Annotated in this window: 17 protein-coding genes and 1 riboswitch; all 17 genes read right to left on the reverse strand. The window is 60.7% G+C overall.

Annotated elements, in window-relative coordinates; all coding sequences use genetic code 11:
• Positions 1 to 2 precede the first annotated feature (2 nt).
• Positions 3 to 605, reverse strand: a complete 603-nt coding sequence (gene cobO, locus PQR63_RS14765; RefSeq protein WP_408168737.1) for a cob(I)yrinic acid a,c-diamide adenosyltransferase — start codon at positions 603 to 605, stop codon at positions 3 to 5.
• A gap of 16 nt (positions 606 to 621) precedes the next feature.
• Positions 622 to 1,767: a CobW family GTP-binding protein gene (locus tag PQR63_RS14770; protein ID WP_408168739.1), complete on the reverse strand. Its 1,146-nt coding sequence runs from the start codon at positions 1,765 to 1,767 to the stop codon at positions 622 to 624.
• A complete protein-coding gene (gene cobJ / locus PQR63_RS14775) occupies positions 1,764 to 3,341 on the reverse strand; it encodes a precorrin-3B C(17)-methyltransferase (RefSeq protein ID WP_408168741.1) in 1,578 nt (525 codons plus the stop codon). The genes PQR63_RS14770 and cobJ overlap by 4 nt, the downstream gene beginning before the upstream one ends.
• Positions 3,342 to 3,389: 48 nt before the next feature.
• A complete protein-coding gene (locus tag PQR63_RS14780; RefSeq protein WP_408168743.1) occupies positions 3,390 to 4,211 on the reverse strand; it encodes a cobalamin biosynthesis protein in 822 nt (273 codons plus the stop codon).
• Positions 4,212 to 4,213: 2 nt separating this feature from the next.
• Positions 4,214 to 5,035, reverse strand: coding sequence for a precorrin-4 C(11)-methyltransferase (gene cobM, locus PQR63_RS14785; RefSeq protein WP_408168745.1), 822 nt, complete (start codon positions 5,033 to 5,035; stop codon positions 4,214 to 4,216).
• A 24-nt stretch (positions 5,036 to 5,059) separates the two neighbouring features.
• On the reverse strand, positions 5,060 to 5,818 hold the full coding sequence (gene cobI / locus PQR63_RS14790) for a precorrin-2 C(20)-methyltransferase (RefSeq protein ID WP_408168747.1): 759 nt from the start codon (positions 5,816 to 5,818) through the stop codon (positions 5,060 to 5,062).
• Positions 5,815 to 6,996 carry a cobalt-precorrin-5B (C(1))-methyltransferase CbiD gene (gene cbiD / locus PQR63_RS14795; protein ID WP_408168749.1) on the reverse strand — a complete coding sequence of 394 codons (1,182 nt, stop codon included), beginning with the start codon at positions 6,994 to 6,996 and terminating at the stop codon, positions 5,815 to 5,817. Before cbiD ends, cobI begins: the two co-directional genes overlap by 4 nt.
• Positions 6,983 to 8,626, reverse strand: a complete 1,644-nt coding sequence (locus PQR63_RS14800; protein WP_408168751.1) for a precorrin-8X methylmutase — start codon at positions 8,624 to 8,626, stop codon at positions 6,983 to 6,985. The genes cbiD and PQR63_RS14800 overlap by 14 nt, the downstream gene beginning before the upstream one ends.
• Entirely contained in the window at positions 8,623 to 9,351 is a 729-nt protein-coding gene (locus PQR63_RS14805) for a cobalt-precorrin-7 (C(5))-methyltransferase (protein ID WP_408168753.1), read from the reverse strand. The genes PQR63_RS14800 and PQR63_RS14805 overlap by 4 nt, the downstream gene beginning before the upstream one ends.
• A 22-nt stretch (positions 9,352 to 9,373) precedes the next feature.
• A complete protein-coding gene (locus PQR63_RS14810) occupies positions 9,374 to 11,338 on the reverse strand; it encodes a putative cobaltochelatase (RefSeq protein ID WP_408168755.1) in 1,965 nt (654 codons plus the stop codon).
• A gap of 1 nt (position 11,339) precedes the next feature.
• Positions 11,340 to 15,473 (reverse strand): cobaltochelatase subunit CobN, encoded by a 4,134-nt coding sequence (locus tag PQR63_RS14815; RefSeq protein ID WP_408168757.1) that lies wholly within the window; start codon positions 15,471 to 15,473, stop codon positions 11,340 to 11,342.
• Positions 15,466 to 15,804 carry a (2Fe-2S) ferredoxin domain-containing protein gene (locus PQR63_RS14820; RefSeq protein ID WP_050478082.1) on the reverse strand — a complete coding sequence of 113 codons (339 nt, stop codon included), beginning with the start codon at positions 15,802 to 15,804 and terminating at the stop codon, positions 15,466 to 15,468. Before PQR63_RS14820 ends, PQR63_RS14815 begins: the two co-directional genes overlap by 8 nt.
• Positions 15,805 to 15,883: 79 nt before the next feature.
• The gene (locus PQR63_RS14825) at positions 15,884 to 16,627 is read right to left on the reverse strand and encodes a CbtA family protein (protein ID WP_408168890.1); all 744 of its coding nucleotides are present in this window, start codon (positions 16,625 to 16,627) and stop codon (positions 15,884 to 15,886) included.
• A gap of 28 nt (positions 16,628 to 16,655) precedes the next feature.
• Positions 16,656 to 16,865, reverse strand: a complete 210-nt coding sequence (locus tag PQR63_RS14830) for a CbtB domain-containing protein (protein ID WP_408168759.1) — start codon at positions 16,863 to 16,865, stop codon at positions 16,656 to 16,658.
• A gap of 174 nt (positions 16,866 to 17,039) precedes the next feature.
• A riboswitch (cobalamin riboswitch) is annotated at positions 17,040 to 17,302 on the reverse strand.
• A gap of 200 nt (positions 17,303 to 17,502) precedes the next feature.
• Positions 17,503 to 17,940: a hypothetical protein gene (locus PQR63_RS14835; RefSeq protein ID WP_408168761.1), complete on the reverse strand. Its 438-nt coding sequence runs from the start codon at positions 17,938 to 17,940 to the stop codon at positions 17,503 to 17,505.
• A gap of 39 nt (positions 17,941 to 17,979) precedes the next feature.
• Positions 17,980 to 18,141, reverse strand: a complete 162-nt coding sequence (locus PQR63_RS14840) for a hypothetical protein (protein WP_408168763.1) — start codon at positions 18,139 to 18,141, stop codon at positions 17,980 to 17,982.
• A gap of 307 nt (positions 18,142 to 18,448) precedes the next feature.
• The gene (locus PQR63_RS14845) at positions 18,449 to 20,119 is read right to left on the reverse strand and encodes a methyl-accepting chemotaxis protein (protein ID WP_408168765.1); all 1,671 of its coding nucleotides are present in this window, start codon (positions 20,117 to 20,119) and stop codon (positions 18,449 to 18,451) included.
• Between the last annotated feature and the right edge of the window lie 95 nt (positions 20,120 to 20,214).

The raw sequence follows: 20,214 nt of genomic DNA on the forward strand, positions 1-20,214 counted from the left end.
GATCAGAACTCCACGCCCTTTTGCGCTTTGATGCCTTGTTCCTTGTAGGGATGCTTGAGCGGTCGCATTTCGCTGACCAGATCGGCTTGCTCAATCAGCGCATCGGGCGCGTGGCGGCCGGTGACGACGATGTGCAGCATCTCACGGCGCGCGGCGAAGACATCAAGCACTTCCTGCAGATCGAGGTATTGATACTTCAACACGATGTTCATCTCGTCGAGGATCACCATGTCATAAGACGGATCCTGGATCATGCGAACCGCTTCAGTCCAGCCGTGGGCAGCGGTTTTCATGTCGGCATCACGGTCTTGGGTATCCCAGGTGTAGCCGGAGCCGACCACATGAAAATCACAATTGGCGTGGCCGCCGAGAAAGTCGCGTTCGGCACTGTACAAGGCGCCCTTGATGAACTGCACCACGCCCAGCTTCATGCCGTGGCCGAGGATGCGCATGCCCATGCCGAAGGCGGCGCTGGACTTGCCCTTGCCGGTGCCGGTATTGACGATCAGCAAGCCTTTTTCCTTTTGCGCGGCAGCCTTCTTTTTCTCGAAGCCTTCCTTGTGACGCTGGGTCATGCGCTTGTGCGATTCCGGATCGGTTTTCATATGTTCTCTCTTTGCTTTACTTCCAGTTTGTACCGGTTAATTCGGAAAGCAAGGCGGCAACTTTGCTTCGGCTCGGGTGATAGCCGATGAAAACCAGTTCGGATTTATCGGTTTCCACCGCTTCGTTTGCAGCCGCGTTGGCGGCGTCCGCCGCATCTAAATTAATCGTCACGCGCGTGCGCACACCCTGCACCAGTTGCGGCCGCTTGCCTTCCAGCGTGCGCACAAAACCTTTGGTGCGCAAGATCGGCTCCGACTTCGCGGCTTCGGCAATTGCCTGCTTCAGTTTGTCTGCCGGTTGCGGTGACTGGCTGCGCAGCGTAAACGACAGCCAGCCCGGATCCTGTTCATGAAAATGCTTGTGCGTCGCCAGTCCGTGGCTGTGCGCGCCGAGACCTGAATGTGCATGGCCATTAAGACGCCCCTGATCGGCCAGCACGCTGGCGTCGACTCCGGGCATACGCACATGCGTGTAGGTGTGCTGATGCGCCTGCAAGGTCGGCTGATGCAACCGCAGGCCTAGCGCCAGTCGGATATCGAGCTGCGCCTTGTAAGCCAGCTCAAGGAAACGCACGTTGGGCGCGCAGGCGCGGACGCGCTGCTCGGCGTCCAGCAATTGCCCTTCGCTCAGATCGTCGATCTTGTTGAGTACCACCACATCGGCGTATTCCAGTTGCCGACCGAACATGTCGGCAACGGCGTTGTCTGTGCTGCTTCCTTGTGCGAACCGGTCGTCCAGCAGCAAAGGCGTATCCACCACCGCCAGGGTGGCGTCGAGGATGAAATGCGCCGCCAGTTCAGGCGTCTGCAGGCTTTCCATCACCGCCGTCGGCAAAGCCAGGCCGGAAGTTTCGATCAGCACATGATCGACTTGTGCACGACGCGCGGCCAGCGCCAGCATGGTCGGCACAAAGCGCTCATCGTCGCCGTACGCAATCAGGCCGTACGAGAAATCATGGATGCGCACATGCTCCGCGTCATCGCCGCTGTTGCTCACCGCCCGCATCAGATCGCCATCGATCGTCACCTCGCCGAACTCATTGATGAGCAGCGCCAGCCGGCGCGTCTGGCGGCGTTGCACCAGACTGCGCAGCAAGGTCGTCTTGCCGGCGCCGAGGAAGCCGGTGACGATGGTGACGGGGATAGGCTGCGCTGGCGTCATGCGTGCTTGCCTTCTTGTTGCTGCTCTTGCAACCATGCCTGCACCTGCGCCGAAGCGTGGCCCAGACTGTCGGCCTGCACCGGATAATCCAGCGCCGGACGGCGTACCGTCAGCAATGGAATACTCAACGCCTTCGCCGCATCCGCCTTGGCGCGATAACCGCCGGCATCGCCCGAATCCTTGGTCACCACGCAATCGATGTTCCAGTCGCTCCACAGCGCCTGATTGAAGGCTTGCGAGAACGGTCCCTGCATGGCGCAAATGCGGCTACGCGGGATACCCAGATCAATGGCGCGCTGGATGAATTCCGGCTCAGCGGTGACGCGTACGAACCATTGTTTCCGATCCGCGCCCGGCGCTTGCAAAAAGGTGGCGAGATCCTTGGAACCGGTGGCGAGGAAGATGCGCTCGCTCTTTGCAATCGCCTGTTCGGCGGCCTGCTCCATCGAATCGCAGACAAGCGCATCGCTCGCGATGTCGACGATTGCGCTTGGACGTTCATAACGCAGATAAGGGACGCCCAGGCTTTGCGACAAGCCCATCAATTGCTGCGACATCAACGTGGCATACGGATGCGTGGCATCGACCAGCACGCGCGCTGCGTGGCGCTGCAAGGCCTGCTTGCGCGCTTCCACACCCTGACGGCCGGCCCAGACGGTGACGCCGGGGCAATCCTGCAAGGCCAGCTCGCCGCCGTATTCGGTGGCGGTCGAGACGACTACCTGATGGCCTTGTTCGGCCAGCTGTCTGGCCAGTGTATTGCCATCGCTGGTGCCGGCAAAGACCCATATAGCCTGCGACGGCAATGCCGGTTCTTCTGCGGCCACGGTCGATTCGTCATGCCAGTCGTTGTAGCCGCGCGGTGTGAAGATGTAGCCGCGCTTGCGCTGGGTAAAACGATTGCCGATGACGATGCTGGTCAGCATGTCGAATTGCAGGGACGGCAACTCATCGAGACGATGGATGCTGACTTCCTGGCCGGGACGATAGGCGTTCTTCACCACGCCGCACAGCGTATGCGGCGCTTTGGATTCCAGCATCAGCTTGAGAATGCGATAGACACCTTCCTGACGGCCGGCGCTTTGCACGTTGTACAGCACGCAGGCAAGATCGGCCTGTGCGATGTGACGCGCACGGTTTTCGATCCATTCCCACGGGCACAGCAAATTCGACAGGCTCAGCGTGGCGAAGTCATGCGACAGCGGCGAGCCCAGCAAGGACGCGCAGGCGTTGGCCGAAGTAACACCGGGGATGACATTGACCTGGTAGTCGTCGTCTTCCTTCATTTCATCGAAGGCCAGCGCCGCCATGGCATAGATGCCGATGTCGCCACTGGAAATCAACGCCACCTTTTCGCCGCTGCGTGCTTTGTCGATCGCCAGCAAGGCGCGTTCACGCTCCTGCGTCAGCGGCGGCGTAAAAATTTGCTTGCCTTCGATGTGCGAGGCGATCCAGCGCAGATACAACTCGTAAGCCACGATGACGTTGCTGTCGCGCAAGGCGGCAATGGCGCGCGGCACGATCAGATCGCCAAAGCCGGGGCCGACCGATACCAGGTTTAAAACTCCACTCATAAAACTACTTTCTCTTTGATACTTGTTTATTTACTTGCATTGTTCCGTCTAGACTGTGCCTGCCGGCGCGTCCGTATCCGGCAAGCCGATATCTTCCACCACGGCTACGGTGACGCCGTCGAGCGCAGTCTTTGGCAGTGCCAAGACACCGCGCGGGCTGGCTATCAGCGCGCAGGGTTCGCATACGCCGTCGACGCCGACATTCTTTTGCACCCATTCCGACGGTGTCGTCACCCAGCCGCGCGCGGCGACATCCGAGGCGGCGATCACGCGTAGAGGCAGTTCATTGGCGGCGCAAAAGGTCAGCAAGCCGGGTTCTTCCGCCTTCAGATCAATCGTCGCCACTTCGCGCACGTCACTCAATGGACGTCCCAACAAGGCCAGTGCACGTGTAACGGCAGCGGAGATCTTTTCCACCGGTACGTTCTTGCGGCAACCGATGCCGAGCACCAGCGGTTTCAGGGCTTCGGTGGCTGTCGTCACTACCGGCACCGCACCGACGACATTGGCGACGCGATAGGCCAGACGATTGCCGCCGCCTTCGTGGCCGCCCAAGAGCGACACGGCAAACCGTCCCGCTTCATCCAGCAGCACGACTGCGGGGTCGGTCAGTTTGTCTTGCGGCAAGCCTTCCAGAAAACGCACCGCCACGCCGCTCGCCGCCAGCATCACCCATTGCCCCTGATTGCGGTAGGAGGCGCGGAATTGCTGCTTCTGCGGAATACCGGCATTGAGCCACGGCCGATACAAAGTTCCACCGAGCTGTCCCTGCAGACGCGCCGCCAGCGCTTCGCTCTCCGCTCGCACCAGCCATATGCCAAGCGTGCTGGATTGCGTTGTTGCATGCGTACTTTGCAGGGAATTACTCATGATCAGACCTCGTCTCCGGTGGCTGAAATTTCCACGGATTCTGCGGCGTCGTTGTCTTTTTTATTCTTTTTCACGACGCGGAACAAATGCGTGAAATCCTTGGAATATAAACTCGACTCAACTTGCTGCCCCTTATCCAGCGCCGCACCGACCAGCATCATGGTGGTCAGATTCCAGGCACCACGTTTGGTCTCTTCCAGCACCGTCGCCAGCGTGCCCTGATAGACGCGCTGATCGGGCCAGGTGGCGCGGTAGACTAGCGTCACCGGCGTGGTGTCGGGATAATGCAGGCGCAGGTCGGTGACGATCTTTTTCAGATGCGGGCCGGACAGGAAGATGCACATGGTCGCCTGGTGCTCGGCCAGACGTGCAATCGATTCCAGCTCCGGTACTGCCGAGGCGCGTCCCGAGACACGCGTCAGGATCACGGTCTGCGATACTTCCGGCTTGGTCAGTTCCGCCGTCACCGCCGAGGCGGCGGCAGTGAATGAAGACACGCCCGGCACGACTTCATAAGCGATGCCCAACGCTTCCAGCCGGCGCATCTGCTCGGCGGTCGCGCCATAAATCGCCGGATCGCCGGAGTGCAGACGAACCACGTCGATGTCCTGTACTTTTGCGCGCTCGTAGCAAGCCTGCTGCTGCTCCAGATCGAGCTGTGCCGTATCGATCAGTTCGGCATCGGGACGGCAATGCTGGAGCATTTCGGTCGGCACCAGTGAGCCGGCGTACAACACCATCTGTACGCTGCCGAGCAGCTTGGCGCCGCGCAGCGTGATCAGATCGGGGGCGCCGGGGCCGGCGCCTACAAAGTAGACCTTCATAAGTAGACTTTCATAAATTCACCTTCATGCCTGATGTCTCTTTTCCAATGCGGTCTTGCGAATGAGCATGGTCGCCAGATAGCCGCTTACGGCATGATCCCGGTCGCCCGCTTCCAGTTCGCGCAAGTCGTTTGCCAATACTTCACCGTCCAGCCCGATACGGCGGGCAAAGGCGCAGTGTTCGGCGATGCCCATTTCCTTGAGCAACGCCAGCACCCACGGCAGGCGCGCGCCGACTTTCATCAGCACCACGATGTCGTGGGTTTCGATCTCATGTTGCAGGCTCGCCGGATCGTCCGGGCACGGCAGGATCAGCGTGCGCTCCTTGCCAACGCCCAACGGCCAGTCCAGCGCGGCGGCAGCCGACGCATAACTGGTAATACCTGGAAACGTCCGGTGCGGAAACACTGGCAGCAAATCCTTCAGCGCCGCCAGGATGTAGCCGTATGTCGAATACGTCAGCGTGTCGCCGATGGTCAGATAGGCCACGCTGCGACCGGCCTGCAATTCGGCGGCAATATCCTGCGCCAGTTGTGCGTAGTGTTCGCGCAGCACGTTGCGATCGGGGTCCATGTTGAACTCGACTTCGCGCAGACGTTCCGGCGCGACGGCCACGCCTTCCAGGCATTGCAGCGCGACGGACGTGTCGGCGCTCCTGGCGCGCGGCACGTAGATCAGATCGGCCTTCTGCAAGGCCTGCATCGCCGCCAGCGGCAAATACCCCGCCGGGCCGGGACCGACGCCGATGCCCCAGAACATGCCTGGCTCATTGCCTGCAATCATGAATGACCTCCCAGCAAATTGCCGTCGAGATCGAACAGGCGCACCTCGACGCGCTTCACGGACGGCATGCGCGCCTGCGCCAGCGTGGCGATGCGCGCTTCGATCTCGCGCCACAAGCTAACTGAGCCTGGCTCATCTTTCAAACGTTCGATTGCTGCTTCCACTGTGTTTGCACTTTCTATCTCGGCGATCAGCGCGGCGGAAAATCCCAGCGTCGCCGCCAGCTCCGCCGCCACGCGGGCTACACCGCCCATCGCCATGTTGCTCTTGCTCGAATGCGTATCCCATACGCCGTCGAGCACTTTGGCCAGCTTGCCGGGATGACCTGCCAGCCACAATATGTCCAACTCTGCATCCTGCTCGGCCAACGCCGTCTGCGTGAAGTCCAGCGCGTCTCCGAGGAAGTTGGCGATCTGCACCGAGCGCACTTCCGGCAAGCCCAACGCATCACGCGCAAAAGTCCTGCCGATCTTGCCGGGCAGATATGCCACGCAGGCGGCAACGCCGTTCGGCCTGCTTTCGTCAGCCAGTGCCACGCGGATATACACCTCAATCGACGCAATCCACGAGGCCAGCGACATCGGTTCCACAATGCCCGACGTACCCAGAATCGAAATGCCGCCGACGATACCGAGACGCGGATTAAAGGTCTTCTGCGCAATCTTCTGGCCGTCCTCGCAACCGATGGCAAGATCGAAACCTGAGCCTATCCTGCCTTGCATGCCCAGTTCTTCCAGCACTTCCTTCACGGCCAGCCGCATCATCTGGCGCGGCACCGGATTGATAGCCGGCTCGCCGACCGCCACGCGTAAGCCGGGCTGCGTCGCCGTGCCGACACCGGTCGCCGCCAGGAAGCGGATCTCGCCGATATCGTTGCGCGCCACTTCGGCAAAAATCGTCGCGCCGTGCGTGTTGTCAGGATCATCGCCACCGTATTTCAGGACTTCGGCACGCACGCGTTTTTCATCAAGCACCCGGACGTCCTGAATTGGCACCAACAAATAATGCTTGCCATCCGGCAGGCTGACCTCCGCCTTGTCGATTTTTTCGTCGCGCAACAGCATGGTCAGCGCAGCCTTCACCGCAGCTGTCGCGCAACTGCCGGTCGTCCTGCCGCGTCGCAGGCCGTTCGGGGCCAGCACGGTCAGGTCGAATTCGGCGCGTTCAAGCTCCGGCATTTATCTGCAACTCCGCTTCCTGCGCGGCAATGACTTGTCCGATCGCGTCGATCATCAAGGCATTGACCACCGTCGCCGCCCACGGCGATCCGCCGCGCGTGCCGCTGTTGGTAATCCGCGGCACTTGCAGGCAGCGACGCAGATCGTCTTTGCTTTCTCGCGTGCCGACGAAGCCGACCGGCAAGCCGATCACCAGTTGCGGCCGCCAGCCGTGCTCACGGATCAGGCGTGTGGTCTCGACAATTGCGGTCGGTGCATCGCCGATGGCGAGGATGATGTCGTTACCGAATTTCTCCCATGCGCGACGTACGCCTGCTGCCGAGCGTGTGATGCCTTGCGCCTGCGACAACAAGTGCGTTTCGCGGTCGTGTACACCGCACCAGGTCTCGATGCCGAGCTGTTCGACCAGCGCGCGCTTGAGGCCGGTCTGCACCATCGTTACGTCGGTCACCACGCGCTTGCAGCGCAAGATGGCGCGAATGCCGGCTTCGATTGCTCCAGCGGAAAAATAGATATCGTCAACCGCGTTGAAATCGCCGCTGGTGTGCACCAGCCGCTGCAAAGCCGTCAGATGCGCAGGAGGAAACATCGACCAGTCGCGGCCGGCGGCGATGATCTCGAAGCTTTCCTTCTCGATCGGATGCGGTACATAGGGAGGAAAATCGGCTTTCGGCTCGGCAGCCAAAGTCTCCCGATTCAGCAAACCGCGCACTTGCAAGTGATGCGCGCGCTGCGGCTCGCCGATCTGCTCTTCAAAACCGACGATCTGCACACGGTATTTGCACAGGCTGCAATTCATAGCGGCACGTCCTTCGACCGCCTCGCGCGCACGCTCCAGCATGACGTCGGCAACGTGTTGATGCACGCCGAAATAGCCGGCTTTCAGCACTTCCAGCCCCGGCTCACGCTGCTGCAAGTCATCGGCGGCAGCGTAGATGCGTTTCACCAGCACGCCATCGAACAGGAAGAACGGCAACACGATGATGCGCGCAAAACCGAGCAAGGCTGCCGCACGCAAACCATCTGCTACTAGCGGTTTTGCGGTACCGGAATAACAAACGTAGACGCCGCCAAAGCCCATGCCTTCTTCCAGCATGCGGGCCAGTTTAGAGACCTCGCCGTTGGCATCGGGATCGGTAGTGCCGCGACCGACCAGCACCAGGCAGGTATCGTCACGACGAATGGTTTGTGCGGATTGTGCTTCGGCGGCGAGCACGCGTTCCTGCGCCAGTTGCAGCAATTGCGGATGCAGGTTCATCGCCCCGCCGAAATGAAAATCGACGTCGGGATGCTTGCGCGCCAGCTCCAATACTTCGGCCGGCATGTCGTTCTTGGCATGACGCGCAGCCAGCAGGACGCCAGGTACGACGGCAACCTGTTTGCTGCCCGCGGCGACATTAGCTTCCACTGCTTCGCTGATGGTCGGACTGGAAAATTCGAGATAGCCATGGGTTACCACGCGGCCTGGCGCACGGGCGCGCACAATATCGACCAGCGCTTCGAATTCGCGCACAGCGTCGGCGTCGCGGCTGCCGTGACCAGCGATCACGATGCCGTAGCTTGTCGCATTGTCAATACGGTCAACAGGGTTGACTGCACTGCTGACGATATCGGCGGGCACCACGCTCATGCAACCTCCGCAGACTTGGCAGATGTATCCGGTGGCGGCTCGATCTGGCTGTCCATGGGCGTGTGGGTACGAATCAGCATGATGCTCATGTCGGTGAACTCCTTGTCCACGCATTCGGCCAGTGAGCCATGCCACTCTGCTTCACCACGCGTGAGGTTTTCCCAGACTTCGGTCGGATGGTCGGGCTGCACGCCGTTTTCCAGCAGATAAGCCGCGATATGGCGCGGCATGAAGGAGCGCGCCGCATCCCATGGACACGGTATCACAATCGCATTGCGGCCGTCATTGAGCACATGCACAAGATGGCGCTTGAACGGCGTCAGGTCGCCGCGGCGATGGAAGGTAATAAAAGTTGTTTCGTCGAAACAAACCTTGGCGCGCGACGCCAGAATTTGCGCGGAGGAAATACCAGGCAAAGTCTCGACCGGATGGCCGCAAGCGCGCTCGACGCGTTCCAGATACTGGAAGCCGCTGAAATGGATGTCGCCCATGAACACCACTACGCAGCGCTTGCCGGCGTGATGTGCAGCCGCGACCAGATCGAGCTGGGCGACCTGGTCGCGATAGTTCATGAGGACGACTTCCGCCGTCGGCGGGATAATGCTTTGCACGACATTGACGACGGCGTCGAAGCCCGCCACCACGTCGGCATTGCGAATCAGCTCGGCGCCGCGTTGGGTGAGGTAGCCGATATCGCCGGGACCTGCTCCGATGCAGATGATCATATGTTGTTCCTTGATTAATTCTCTAATGAGTCATACGGGCGCGAATCGTCAGCGCCAGATTGTCGGCCGTCAGCTCTTCCAGCGTCATGCATTCCGCACCGAGCGCCTGTGCCAGTTGTCCAGCGCGGCCCAGACGGACGTAGCCGGTTTCGGTATCGAGCACCAGCGCAGGCGTGCCGCGTGCGGCCAGTTGCTCGGCCAACGCCAGCGTCTCGCGCCAGGGATCACCGCCGTTTTCCAGCGCGACGTTGCCTTTGCCGTCGCTGAGCAGCACCAGCAATGGCGGCGCTGTCCCGTTGGATTGGTCCAGCGTCTGCAAGGCCAGTTGCAAGGCATGCGGCAGCGGCGTGCGGCCACCGGTCGGTAGTTCGCGCAGACCTTGTTCGGCGAGATCGACGCTGCGTGTCGGCGCCAGCAACAAGGAAGCCTTGTCGCCACGGAAGCCGATCACCGCAACCTGGTCACGGCGTTGATAGACATCCGTCAGCAAAGCCAGCACGGCCCCCTTCACTGTCTCCATGCGCCGTTGCGCGGCCATCGAACCGGAAGCGTCGACCACGAACAAGATCAGGTTGGCGTTCTTGCCGGCCTTGACCTTGCCGTGCAAATCGCTTGCCTGCAATTGCACCGCGCCCTCTTGTGCGCCTTCGGCGGCGCTGCGCAAGACCGCTGAACGCAGCGTTGCACCGACCGCGAGGCTGGCAGGATTGCTGTCCGGTACGGCGCGGATCATGCGGCCGCGCGTTGCATCCGCGGAATCGCTGCGGCGACCGGCGAGCGTGGCGACATTGTTCACCGGCGCATCGACTTTGAGCTGGCGAGCGTTGCCGACAGCTGCGGCAGCGAATACTTGCTGGCTGTCGCCACTATCCGATGGCTTCTCTGATTGATTTTCTGATTCAGCATCACTATCAGAAGAAGAGTCCGATTGATCCTGTCCATTGCCGCCTTGCTGCTGCGGAGCCTGCATTGCTTCCTGCATCAGATCATCGAGCTTGTCCTGATCCAGGCCGGGCTGCTCGAACGGCTTGCGACGACGGCGATGCGGCAAGACCAGTTCAGCCGCCGCACGTACGTCGTCAGGAGTCACCTGCAAACGGCCGTCCAACGCCGCAAAAGCACGCGCGGTCTTGTGCATGACGATGTCGGCGCGCAGGCTGGCGACTTCGAACTCGCAGCACAAATGACTGATCAGATCGAGCAAGGCATCGCTCAGTACGACTTGCGGCAGCAAAGTCTGCGCAGCGGCGATGCGAGCGCGCAAATTGTCTTGCTCATCGTTCCATTGCGCGGCATAGGCAAGCGGATCGGCTTCGTAGGCAAGACGACGGCGTACGACCTCAGCGCGCAAGGTTTTGTCGCGCGGCGCAACCACTTCCACCATGAGACCGAAACGATCCAGCAATTGCGGACGCAAATCGCCCTCTTCCAGATTCATCGTGCCGATCAGCGTGAAGCGTGCGAGATGCGAGACCGACAGGCCTTCACGCTGGACAGAATTGACGCCCATCGCCGCGACGTCGAGCAGCACGTCGACCAGATGATCCGGCAACAGATTGACTTCATCGATGTACAGAATGCCGCGATGCGCGGCAGCCAGCAGGCCCGGTTGCAAGGCGTTTTTCTCGCCCTTCAAGGCGCGTTGCAGATCGAGCGTGCCGAGCACGCGGTCTTCTGTCGCACCCAGCGGCAAGGTGACAAAAGGCACTGTTGCGGAAACCGTCTTGGCGTCGCCCTGGCAGACCGCGCACTGCTCGGCAGGCTGCCCCGGCAGGCAATTGAAGGCGCAGCCGGCAACACGTTCAATGGGAGGCAACACCGCCGTCAGTGCACGTGCAGCGGTACTCTTGGCGGTGCCTTTGTCGCCGCGGATCAGGACGCCACCCAATGTGGTATCGACTGCACACAGCAGCAAAGCATTCTTCAGCTGCGGCTGGCCGACGATGGCGGAGAATGGAAATAACGGTGGAAACAAAGGAACACTCATATCAGACTCCACGCGGGGTTTCGCCACGCGCCTCCAGCAAGGTTTCACTCTTGAGATAAAGCTGGCGCAAGTCTTCCAGCGTCTGTGCCTGCGGTTCGGCCCACATGCCGCGGCTTGCCGCTTCCAGCAGGCGTTCGGCAATGGCGTTCTGCGCCCATGGATTGGCTTCTTCGAGGAAGCGCTGCATACCGGGATCGAAGGCGTAGGTCTGCGCCAATTGTTCGTACATCCAGTCGTCCATGACTTGCGCCGTGGCGTCGTAACCGAACAGATAATCGACCGTCGCCGTCAGCTCCAGCCCGCCCTTGTAACCATGGCGCTGGATGCTGTCGAGCCACTTCGGATTGACCACGCGCGAGCGGAACACGCGCAAGGTTTCCTGCTTCAGATCGCGGACCTGCGCGCGCGCCGGGTCGTGGCTGTCGCCGAAATAATGGCGCGGCTGCTGGCCGGTCAGGGAACGGATCGTCGCGATCATGCCGCCGTGATATTGCAGATAATCATCGCTGTCGAAGATGTCGTGTTCGCGGTTGTCCTGATTATGCAAGGCCACCTGCACGCCCGACAGACGGGTGCGGAAGGCATCGCGCTGGTCGCTGCCCTGCTTGTCGCCCAGCTTGCGCGCATAGGCGTAGCCGCCCCAGTTGATGTAAGCCTCGGCAAAATCGGCATCAGCTTGCCAGTTCTTTTCCTGAATCAGGGGCAGGATGCCGGCGCCGTAGCTGCCCGGCTTGGCGCCGAAGATACGATAGGCGGCACGCTCCTCGGCTTCGTCTTTGTCCAGGCCCTTGCCGATCCATTCGCCCAGCTCTTGCAGATAATGCTTACGTACGAAATTCTGATCGAGCGGCTCATCCAGTGCGATGACGGCATTGACGGCGTCGTCGATCAGATCGATCAGTTGCGGGAAGGCGTCGCGGAAGAATCCGCTGATGCGCGTAGTGACGTCGATGCGCGGACGTTGCAGTTCTTGCAGCGATACCACTTCGATGCCGGAGACCTGGCGATTGCCCGGACGCCACACCGGACGCACGCCGAGCAGGCACAGAATCTGCGCCACGTCGTCGCCGTGCGTGCGCATGGCGCTGGTGCCCCAGATGCTGATGGCGACGCTTTCCGGATACGCGCCGGTTTCGCGCAGATGGCGCTCCAGCACTTCGCGTGCCAGTTGCTGGCCGACGCGCCATGCCGACTGCGAAGGCACGCTGCGCGGATCGACCGAATAGAAATTGCGGCCGGTCGGCAGGATATGCGCCATGCCGCGTGTCGGCGAGCCGCTTGGGCCGGCTGGCACATAGCCGCCTTCCAAGCCCAACAACAGATTGCCGATCTCGTCGCCAGCGCGATGCAGGTTGGGCAAGAGCTGGCGACAGGTGAAATCAAGGACGCGGTGCAAAGGTGCGAATTTATCAGCTGAGTCCGTGGCCGGTTTTGCGATGGTAACTGGCGGCACCACGGCTAAAGGCTTGGCGCGCGCCTGCATCTTCATCTGCCCCAGCATGCTGCCGGGCTGGCGTACGGAGGCCGTTTGCATGCGCGGCTTGGCTATGCTCAGGTCGCCGAACATCGATTGCAGGATGCTGTCGATGGCATCGGCTTTGTAGCCGCAATCTTGCAGCGTCTGCATCAAGCGCACGCACAAGGCATCGATGGCTTCGATGGCGTCGGCACGCGTGACGACAGCGCGATCGGCGATGCGCGCCAGAGCGCTGTCGACGTTAAGACGCTGGCCTTTGTTCTCCAGCAACATGTCGAGCTTGAGCCCGAACAGGCGCGCCATTTCTTCCTGCAGCCCGGGGATGTCCTGGTTCGGCAGGCGCGTCAGCGAGACCAGCATGTCGGGCATCTGCGTCTCATCAGGCGCGCGGCCGAGAATATGCAGGCCGTCGCGGATCTGCGCCGCACCGAGTTCGCACAGGTAACCGTCGAGGTCTTCGATCAGATGCGCAACGTCGGAGCCGCCCATGCCGCTGAGCGCTTCAGGCAGTTCGCCATCGTGGCTGTGGTCGTGCGGATGATCGTGATCATGGTGGTCATGATCGTGGTCGTGTCCATGCGCATGTCCGTGATGATGGTGATGGCCGTGTTCGTCATCGTGGTCGTGATCGTGATGGAGCAGCTTCATCTGCAGATCGCTGTCGAGATTGGTCTGTTTGACCAGCTCCCAGATCTGCTGCTGCAGCAGCGGCAACTTGGATGGATCCAGCACTTCGACCTGATAGTACTCGTCCACCAGTTGCGTCAGCTGTGCCAGCGCGCCATAGCTGTCGGCGGTGGTCATCGGCGGTGTCAGGTGATCGACCACAACCGCATGCCCGCGACGTTTGGCCTGCGAGCCTTCGCCCGGATCGTTGATGATGAAGGGATAGAACAGCGGCATGTCGCCCAGCAGCGCATCGGGGAAGCAGTTCTCCGACAGGCCGACGCCCTTGCCCGGCAGCCATTCCAGCGTGCCGTGCTTGCCGACGTGGACGATGGCGTCCGCGCGCCACTCGTCGCTGAGCCAGCGATACAGGCCGTAGTAGTGATGCGTGGGCGGCAAGTCGGGCTGGTGATAAATCGCGTCCGGATCCATGCCGTAACCGCGCGGCGGTTGCAAGGCGACGAAGGCATTGCCCAACTCAACACCGGCAAACGCCAGTTGGTTATCGTGGACGTAAGCTACGCCGGGCGCGGCGCCCCATTGCGCTTCTATTTTCTGCTGCAGCACTTCGGGCAGTTCCGCGAACCATTCGGCGTAACGCTCCGCCGACACGCGACCGACGGCGTGCTGCAACTGCTCGCTGGTCAGATAGGTGTTGTCGTAGGAGCAGCGATCAACCAGCGTGTGGATCAGCGCACTGCCGCTCTCGGGCAGATTGCCGATGGCGTAACCGGCGTCGCGCATCGACTCCAGGATGCGCATCAGCGAGGCTGGAGCATCGAGACCGACGGCGTTACCGATCTGCGAGGCCTTGCTGTTGGAGTTGGTGAAAATGAAAGCGATACGTTTGTCGGCGTTGGTCAGTGCGCGCAGACGCGCAAAACGCGCTGCCAGCCCAGCGATGCGTTCGACACGGTCGGCCACCGGATGAAACTCCACCACGTCGCCGGACAATCCCGCCGCCTGCGCCTTGAACGACAGCGGCACACTAATGATGCGGCCGTCGAACTCGGGCAGCACCACGTTCATGGCGGCGTCGAGCGGGTTCATGCCGCGTGTGGAGATTTCCCACTGGTCCTGCGTCATGCCGCTGGTCATGGCTTGCAGCACGGGGACGTTGAGTTTTTCCAATACCGACACCGACCAGCCGGCAGGTGTCGGGCCGCCCGGCGTGATCTCACCCATGGCGAAGGATGTGGTGTTGATCAGGACATCGACGTGCGCGCCCTCTTCGTCCGCAAAATAACTTAGCGCAGCCGGGAGATCGGAATCTGCCGCCGAGGTGCGCAGCGACGCCGTGAAGATCGGCAGCACATCCATGCCGCGCTGCTCCAACGCCGTCACCAATGCGTCGACGAAGCGTGTGTTGCCGCTCATCCAGTGGGCGCGATAGAAGATAATGCCGACTGCCGGCTTGCGGCGTCCTGCGACGTCGATGCGCAATCTGAGCCAGTCTGCAATCACGGCATCCTGCTCCAGATCCGGATGGTAAATGCCGTGATCGGGCAAGGCCACTGCCGGATCGTAAGCAAAGCCGGTCAGCAGCAGGCGGTCTGATACGAAACGTAAAAACTGCGCCAGATTGACGCTGCCTCCACCATGAAAATACGCCAGCGCCTCGCGCAGCACATCGGCCGGTACGGTCGAGACCGCCGCCAATTCCGCATCCGGCTCGCCGGCACCGCTCAAGGCGATCAGATGGCGTCCCTGGCGTTGCGCATGGCGCAGCAGTTCCGCAAAACCGGCGACGCTGCCGAGACGACCGAGGATGCGCAGCACGATGATGTCGGCGTCCGCCAGCTCGTTCTGTAACAGCTCACTCATGCGTGTTTCGTTTTCCACGCCTTGCAGGTTGATGCCTATCGTTGCCGGAAAATCCTCCGGCAATTGGGTCAACGCGTGATTCAGAATGGCAAGGTCGGTGGACGCATGCGTCAGCACGGCAATACGTGCCGAGGGTGCAGCGACGGGCTGTGTAGCGCTGTCAGACATTTTCTGGTTCCTCGGGATTGACGTCGCCGCTGCCGAGACGGTGAAAAATCAGGTCAGTGACTTCCTGCCCTCCTTCGAGATGCTCGACCACCACGCGCTCAATCGCCGCGGCATCTTCGCAGCGGTACCACACGCCTTCCGGGTACACCACCACGACCGGCGCCTGTGCCTTGCAGGCCACCATGCAATGCGTGCGCGTGCGCTTGACGCGCAGCTCGGGACGCGCATCGATCTGTTCGCCGAGGACGGCGAACATGGCCTCGGCCAGCACACCGTTTTCGGTGCAGCGCGGGCCGGTGCACATCAGGACGTGCCGGTGGTGGGTTCTCATGTGTTCAGTTCTTTAATGGCACAAATGCCGATCCGACCTGTTACGGTCGGATCGGCATTTGTGCTTAGCGTTAAAAGCTTTAGGCGAATTTCTTGTAAAAGTATCCAATCAGTCCGCCCAGCATCAGCCAGAACAAACCGTTGGCCAAAGCCGTTGCGTGGATGAAGGCCTGTGCCAACTCTTCCGGCGCGGCACTGCCATGCACGGCCGGATGCGGCGCGCCGATGATATGCGGCACGATGAGCAAGACCGCGCCCAGCAACTTCAGCGCCCAGTGACGCGCATACACGCCAAGACCCAGGCCGGCGGCAGTCATGCCTGCCGTCATTACCCACCAGAGCTGGCGCGCATGCAAAGGCGCCGCCATGGTGCCCGGCACTTCAGGCGGCAGGCCCAGCGACGGCGCGACGAAGAACACCAGATAGCCGGCGACACCCCACAGCAAACCGGAACGCCAGGTCACTTGCTTGCCGCTGATGACGATTGCGGCAGCAAGAAACAGTCCGAAACCAATTGCCATGCTGATGTTGGCCAGCACCGTGTAGGCTGTGCGCTCGAAACCATTGGCGGGCTCCCATTCGTCAGCGCCATGGTCGTGCTCGTGCGCTTCTGCAGGCGCCCCGGCGGCAGGTGTTGCCGCGGACGCATGTTCATGTTCGTGCGCCTCTTCATGCGCTTTAACAGCGGCAGCGTCTTCGTAGACCTCCGCCTGGAGGATGATTTTGGAGACCTGCAACTGCTGCACGCCAGTCAGCAAGATACCGGCGCAAGCGCCAGCCAACAGGACGGTGGAGGCGATCCGCCGCAATACTGCGAGATTCATCATTCAATTGTTCCGCTGAATAGTATTCTTAGTGGCAAGGAAAGCCTGCCGAATGGCGGCCGTCATGCGCGGCGTTGTGGAGTTCCACCGCAGAAGCAAAGCCGGCGGCGTAGATCAGGCCTGCGCCGAGCACTACAGCGGCAATGCCCGGCAAAATGCGGTCGCGCCACATGCTGGAACCAGTGGTGGAATCGATGGTGCTGGTGTCGTTGGCAGATGCGCCGGTGGTGAGATCCATATGTCTTCCTTCGAATAAGCGTTGGAGCCAAACCGGACATGTCGCTGACAAGACTGCCGCAGCACATATAACGGAAATAACGGAAACGTCACGAAGGAAAATGAGGAAACAACGCGGGTGCAGAAACATCATGCAATCCGGGAAGCAGTCCGTCGATCGCCCTCCGCGATGCAAAACAAGTCGTTACCAAGGGCCGGTCTCCGGGCTTGCGAAGGGTTCGCGGTGAGAATGATCTGACCGGAACCGGAATCTGCGCCTTCCCATGCCGTGTCAATAAGACACCTACACAGTGGCTGAATGCAGATTCGCTGATTCGCTTACCGTTGCGGGGGCAGCGCCGGAATGGTTTCCAGAGAGATCATCTGGATTAACGCACCGGCTTCCCGATTAAATCCAGCGCAAGAAATACGCAGGATACCCAAGGCAATGCTACCCCGCGAGTATAGGTGGGTGGAGGGATTCTGGCAACTGCAAGAGGCTTTGAAACGGTGCTTAAACCAGTCGGCAACCAGCTGGGAATCGGCATCAAACCGGACTTCGGCGACGGGATGCGCACGACCCGCGACGGGGTCAATGCGCAGTCCTTGCGTATTCCATAGCAGTCAAATAGCGAAAAGCTATGGATTTAGCGCGGCGATTAGTTGGAGTTGGGACCTTTTGCGACCTTTTTAGGCGGCTCCGGCGTCAGATTGATCGGATCGCTGGCCGGAAAAGTGTCTTCCAACGCATCGTCGAGATCACGGTCGCGCTTGAGCTTTTTGGCGTCTTTGACACTGTCCGTCTGCTTTTCAAGCTCGCGCTCGTCGGCAGCAACAATATCTTCGCCACTTTCATTGTCACTCGCCACCTGCTCAACCGACTCGGGTGTTTCTGGTGCGCGGTCACGGCTGCCGCGCTCAATCGAAGCGCGCTCACCGGTGCCGGCGGAGTCGCTGTCGGCTTCAGTGGCGATATTGGTCATGTCGCTGCCGCTGTCCGATGTGTCGCTGGGGCCTAGTGCGTGGTTGTCGTGACCTTTGTTGAGCTGACGATCCGAGATCGGCAAGACATCAAGATCGAGTGTGCTGGTAGCCATGATTACTCCTCGTTAAATCGGACAGAACAAGTTCCAAAATCAAAGATCGGTCATTTTCAACGGCGGCTCTGCAGGATCCGTATCCGGAATACCCGGCTCGGTCGGATTGAGCGGCGGATCCTGTACCGGGTTGTACTCATCCGGCGGGACGTCCGTTGGCGGTGGTGGCGCGGTCGGTGGAATCTCTTGCGGTGTATGCATGCGTGCAGCTCCTCACAGCGGATTCTGGTGGGGAATTGGATCCTGCTGCGGCGTCGGATCGAGAGGCGGCACTTCAACCGGCGGAATATCTTGTGGCTTGTGCATGTGATGTCCTTTCTGATGCAGAGATGCAAAGAAGCGCGCGCAACGCCGACGAAACCGTCGACGGGCGGCGACACAACATCAGGCTACGCGCTCAGACGCACGCTGCGTATAGGACAAACACTTTTTCGGACTTCATCAACTCTTACGCCGTGCTGCCGGGTCAATCCGGCGCAAGAGTGACAAGATGTACAGATGAGTTGGATCAGGCAAGAGCGGCCGCTATCATCGGCGTGTCACGGCGAGGCAGAGCCGATACGGTACTGGCTGTCGGCAAAGCATTCAGTTCGGTTTGCACTTCCGTCAAATTTTCATGCAGATCGGCTGGCTCCTCACCGACGCGGAAGGCGCTCACGGCATTCCACAGCTTGTGCGCCTGCTCCTGCATGTCGGCTGTCGCCACTGCGGCCTGCGCCACCAGCGTCGCGTTGGTGCGCGTGACAGCGTCGATTTGCGTGATGGCCTGATTGAGGTCCGCGATGCCGTGACTCTGTGCGTCGCTGGCAGCGGCGATTTCATCCATGATGCCGACCACGTGCTCAACCGAGTCGACGATCTCGCGCATGGTTTGGCCGGCGTCGTCAACCTGGCGGCTGCCGGCGTCAATACGTTCCACAGAGTCGCCGATGAGTACCTTGATTTCCTTGGCGGCGGCAGCGCTGCGCATGGCCAAATGGCGCACCTCTGTTGCCACCACGGCAAAGCCGCGACCTGTCTCACCCGCCCTCGCCGCTTCCACTGCGGCATTCAGCGCCAGGATATTGGTCTGGAAGGCAATGCCGTCGATGACCGAAATGATGTCTACCACCTTGCGCGAACTGTCCTTGATCGCCGTCATGGTGCCGACCACGGACGACACGATGTCACCACCGCGCGAAGCCACGCCGGCAGCCGATTGCGCAAGACGATTGGCTTCGCCGATTTGCAGTGCATTGCGACTGACGATGCCGGTCAGCTCCGCCATGGCGCCGGCGGTCTGCTGCAACGAACCGGCCTGCGCTTCGGTGCGTGCCGCCAGATCGGTATTGCCGGCAGCGTTTTGCCGCGACACACGGAAGATGCTTTGCGTGCCATTGCGCACCTCGCTGACGGTCTGCAGCAAGCTTTGATTCATGCGCCCCAACGCAGCAAGCAACTGCCCGGTTTCGTCTTTACCGCCTTCGGCGATATGGGCAGTGAGATCGCCCGCTGCGACGCGGCTGGCAAGATCCACCGCATCATTCAGCGGACGCGTGATGCTGCGGTTGAGACGCCACGCCACCAGTATCGCCAATAGCATGGCTACGCCGCAAATCACGATAGTCGCCATGGTGGTTTGCCTGCCGCTGGCAGCGAAGTCATCCAGATCACTCTGGATCTGGCTCTGCTCCAGCTTGACCAATTTGTCGATGGCTTCCAGCCACTGATTTTGCAGCGGCGCGACTTCGGCATTGAGTAACTTGGTCGCTTGCCCAGCGTTGAAGCCGGCGACGAACTCCTCTGCCTGTTTGATGAACGGTTCGCTGCGACGATCAAGACCATCCATGTCGTTGATGATGGCCTGTTCTTCTGCACTCACGCCGCTGTTGAGCAAGGCGGCCTGATTGATGCGATAGGCTTTACGCTCCACACCAATGCGCGCCATCTCCTTTTGCATGGCATTGAGATCAGTCAGCGTCGCCACGTTGCGCGCCGCCTGGCCCTGACGGAACAGACTCTGGCGCATCAGTGCCGCAATTTCGGATTTGCCGTTGGTATGACTGAGCGCGGCCGCCAACTGCTGCTGAGCACGATGCGCCGAAAAGCCTGCCAACGCGGTCACCGCCGCCATCAATACCAATATGACGCCAAAGCACAGCGACAAGCGCTGCCCGATCCGAAGGCGGGAAAAAGTCATGAAGTCTCCTGTTTTGTGCAGAATCGCCAATTGCATGGAATTGCACCAAAGACAATTCAGCGAGCCTGATTTTATGTAGTTTTACTATATTTTTT

It is taken from the genome of Herbaspirillum rhizosphaerae, from assembly GCF_046025915.1.
GTDB lineage: Bacteria > Pseudomonadota > Gammaproteobacteria > Burkholderiales > Burkholderiaceae_D > Herbaspirillum > Herbaspirillum rhizosphaerae_A.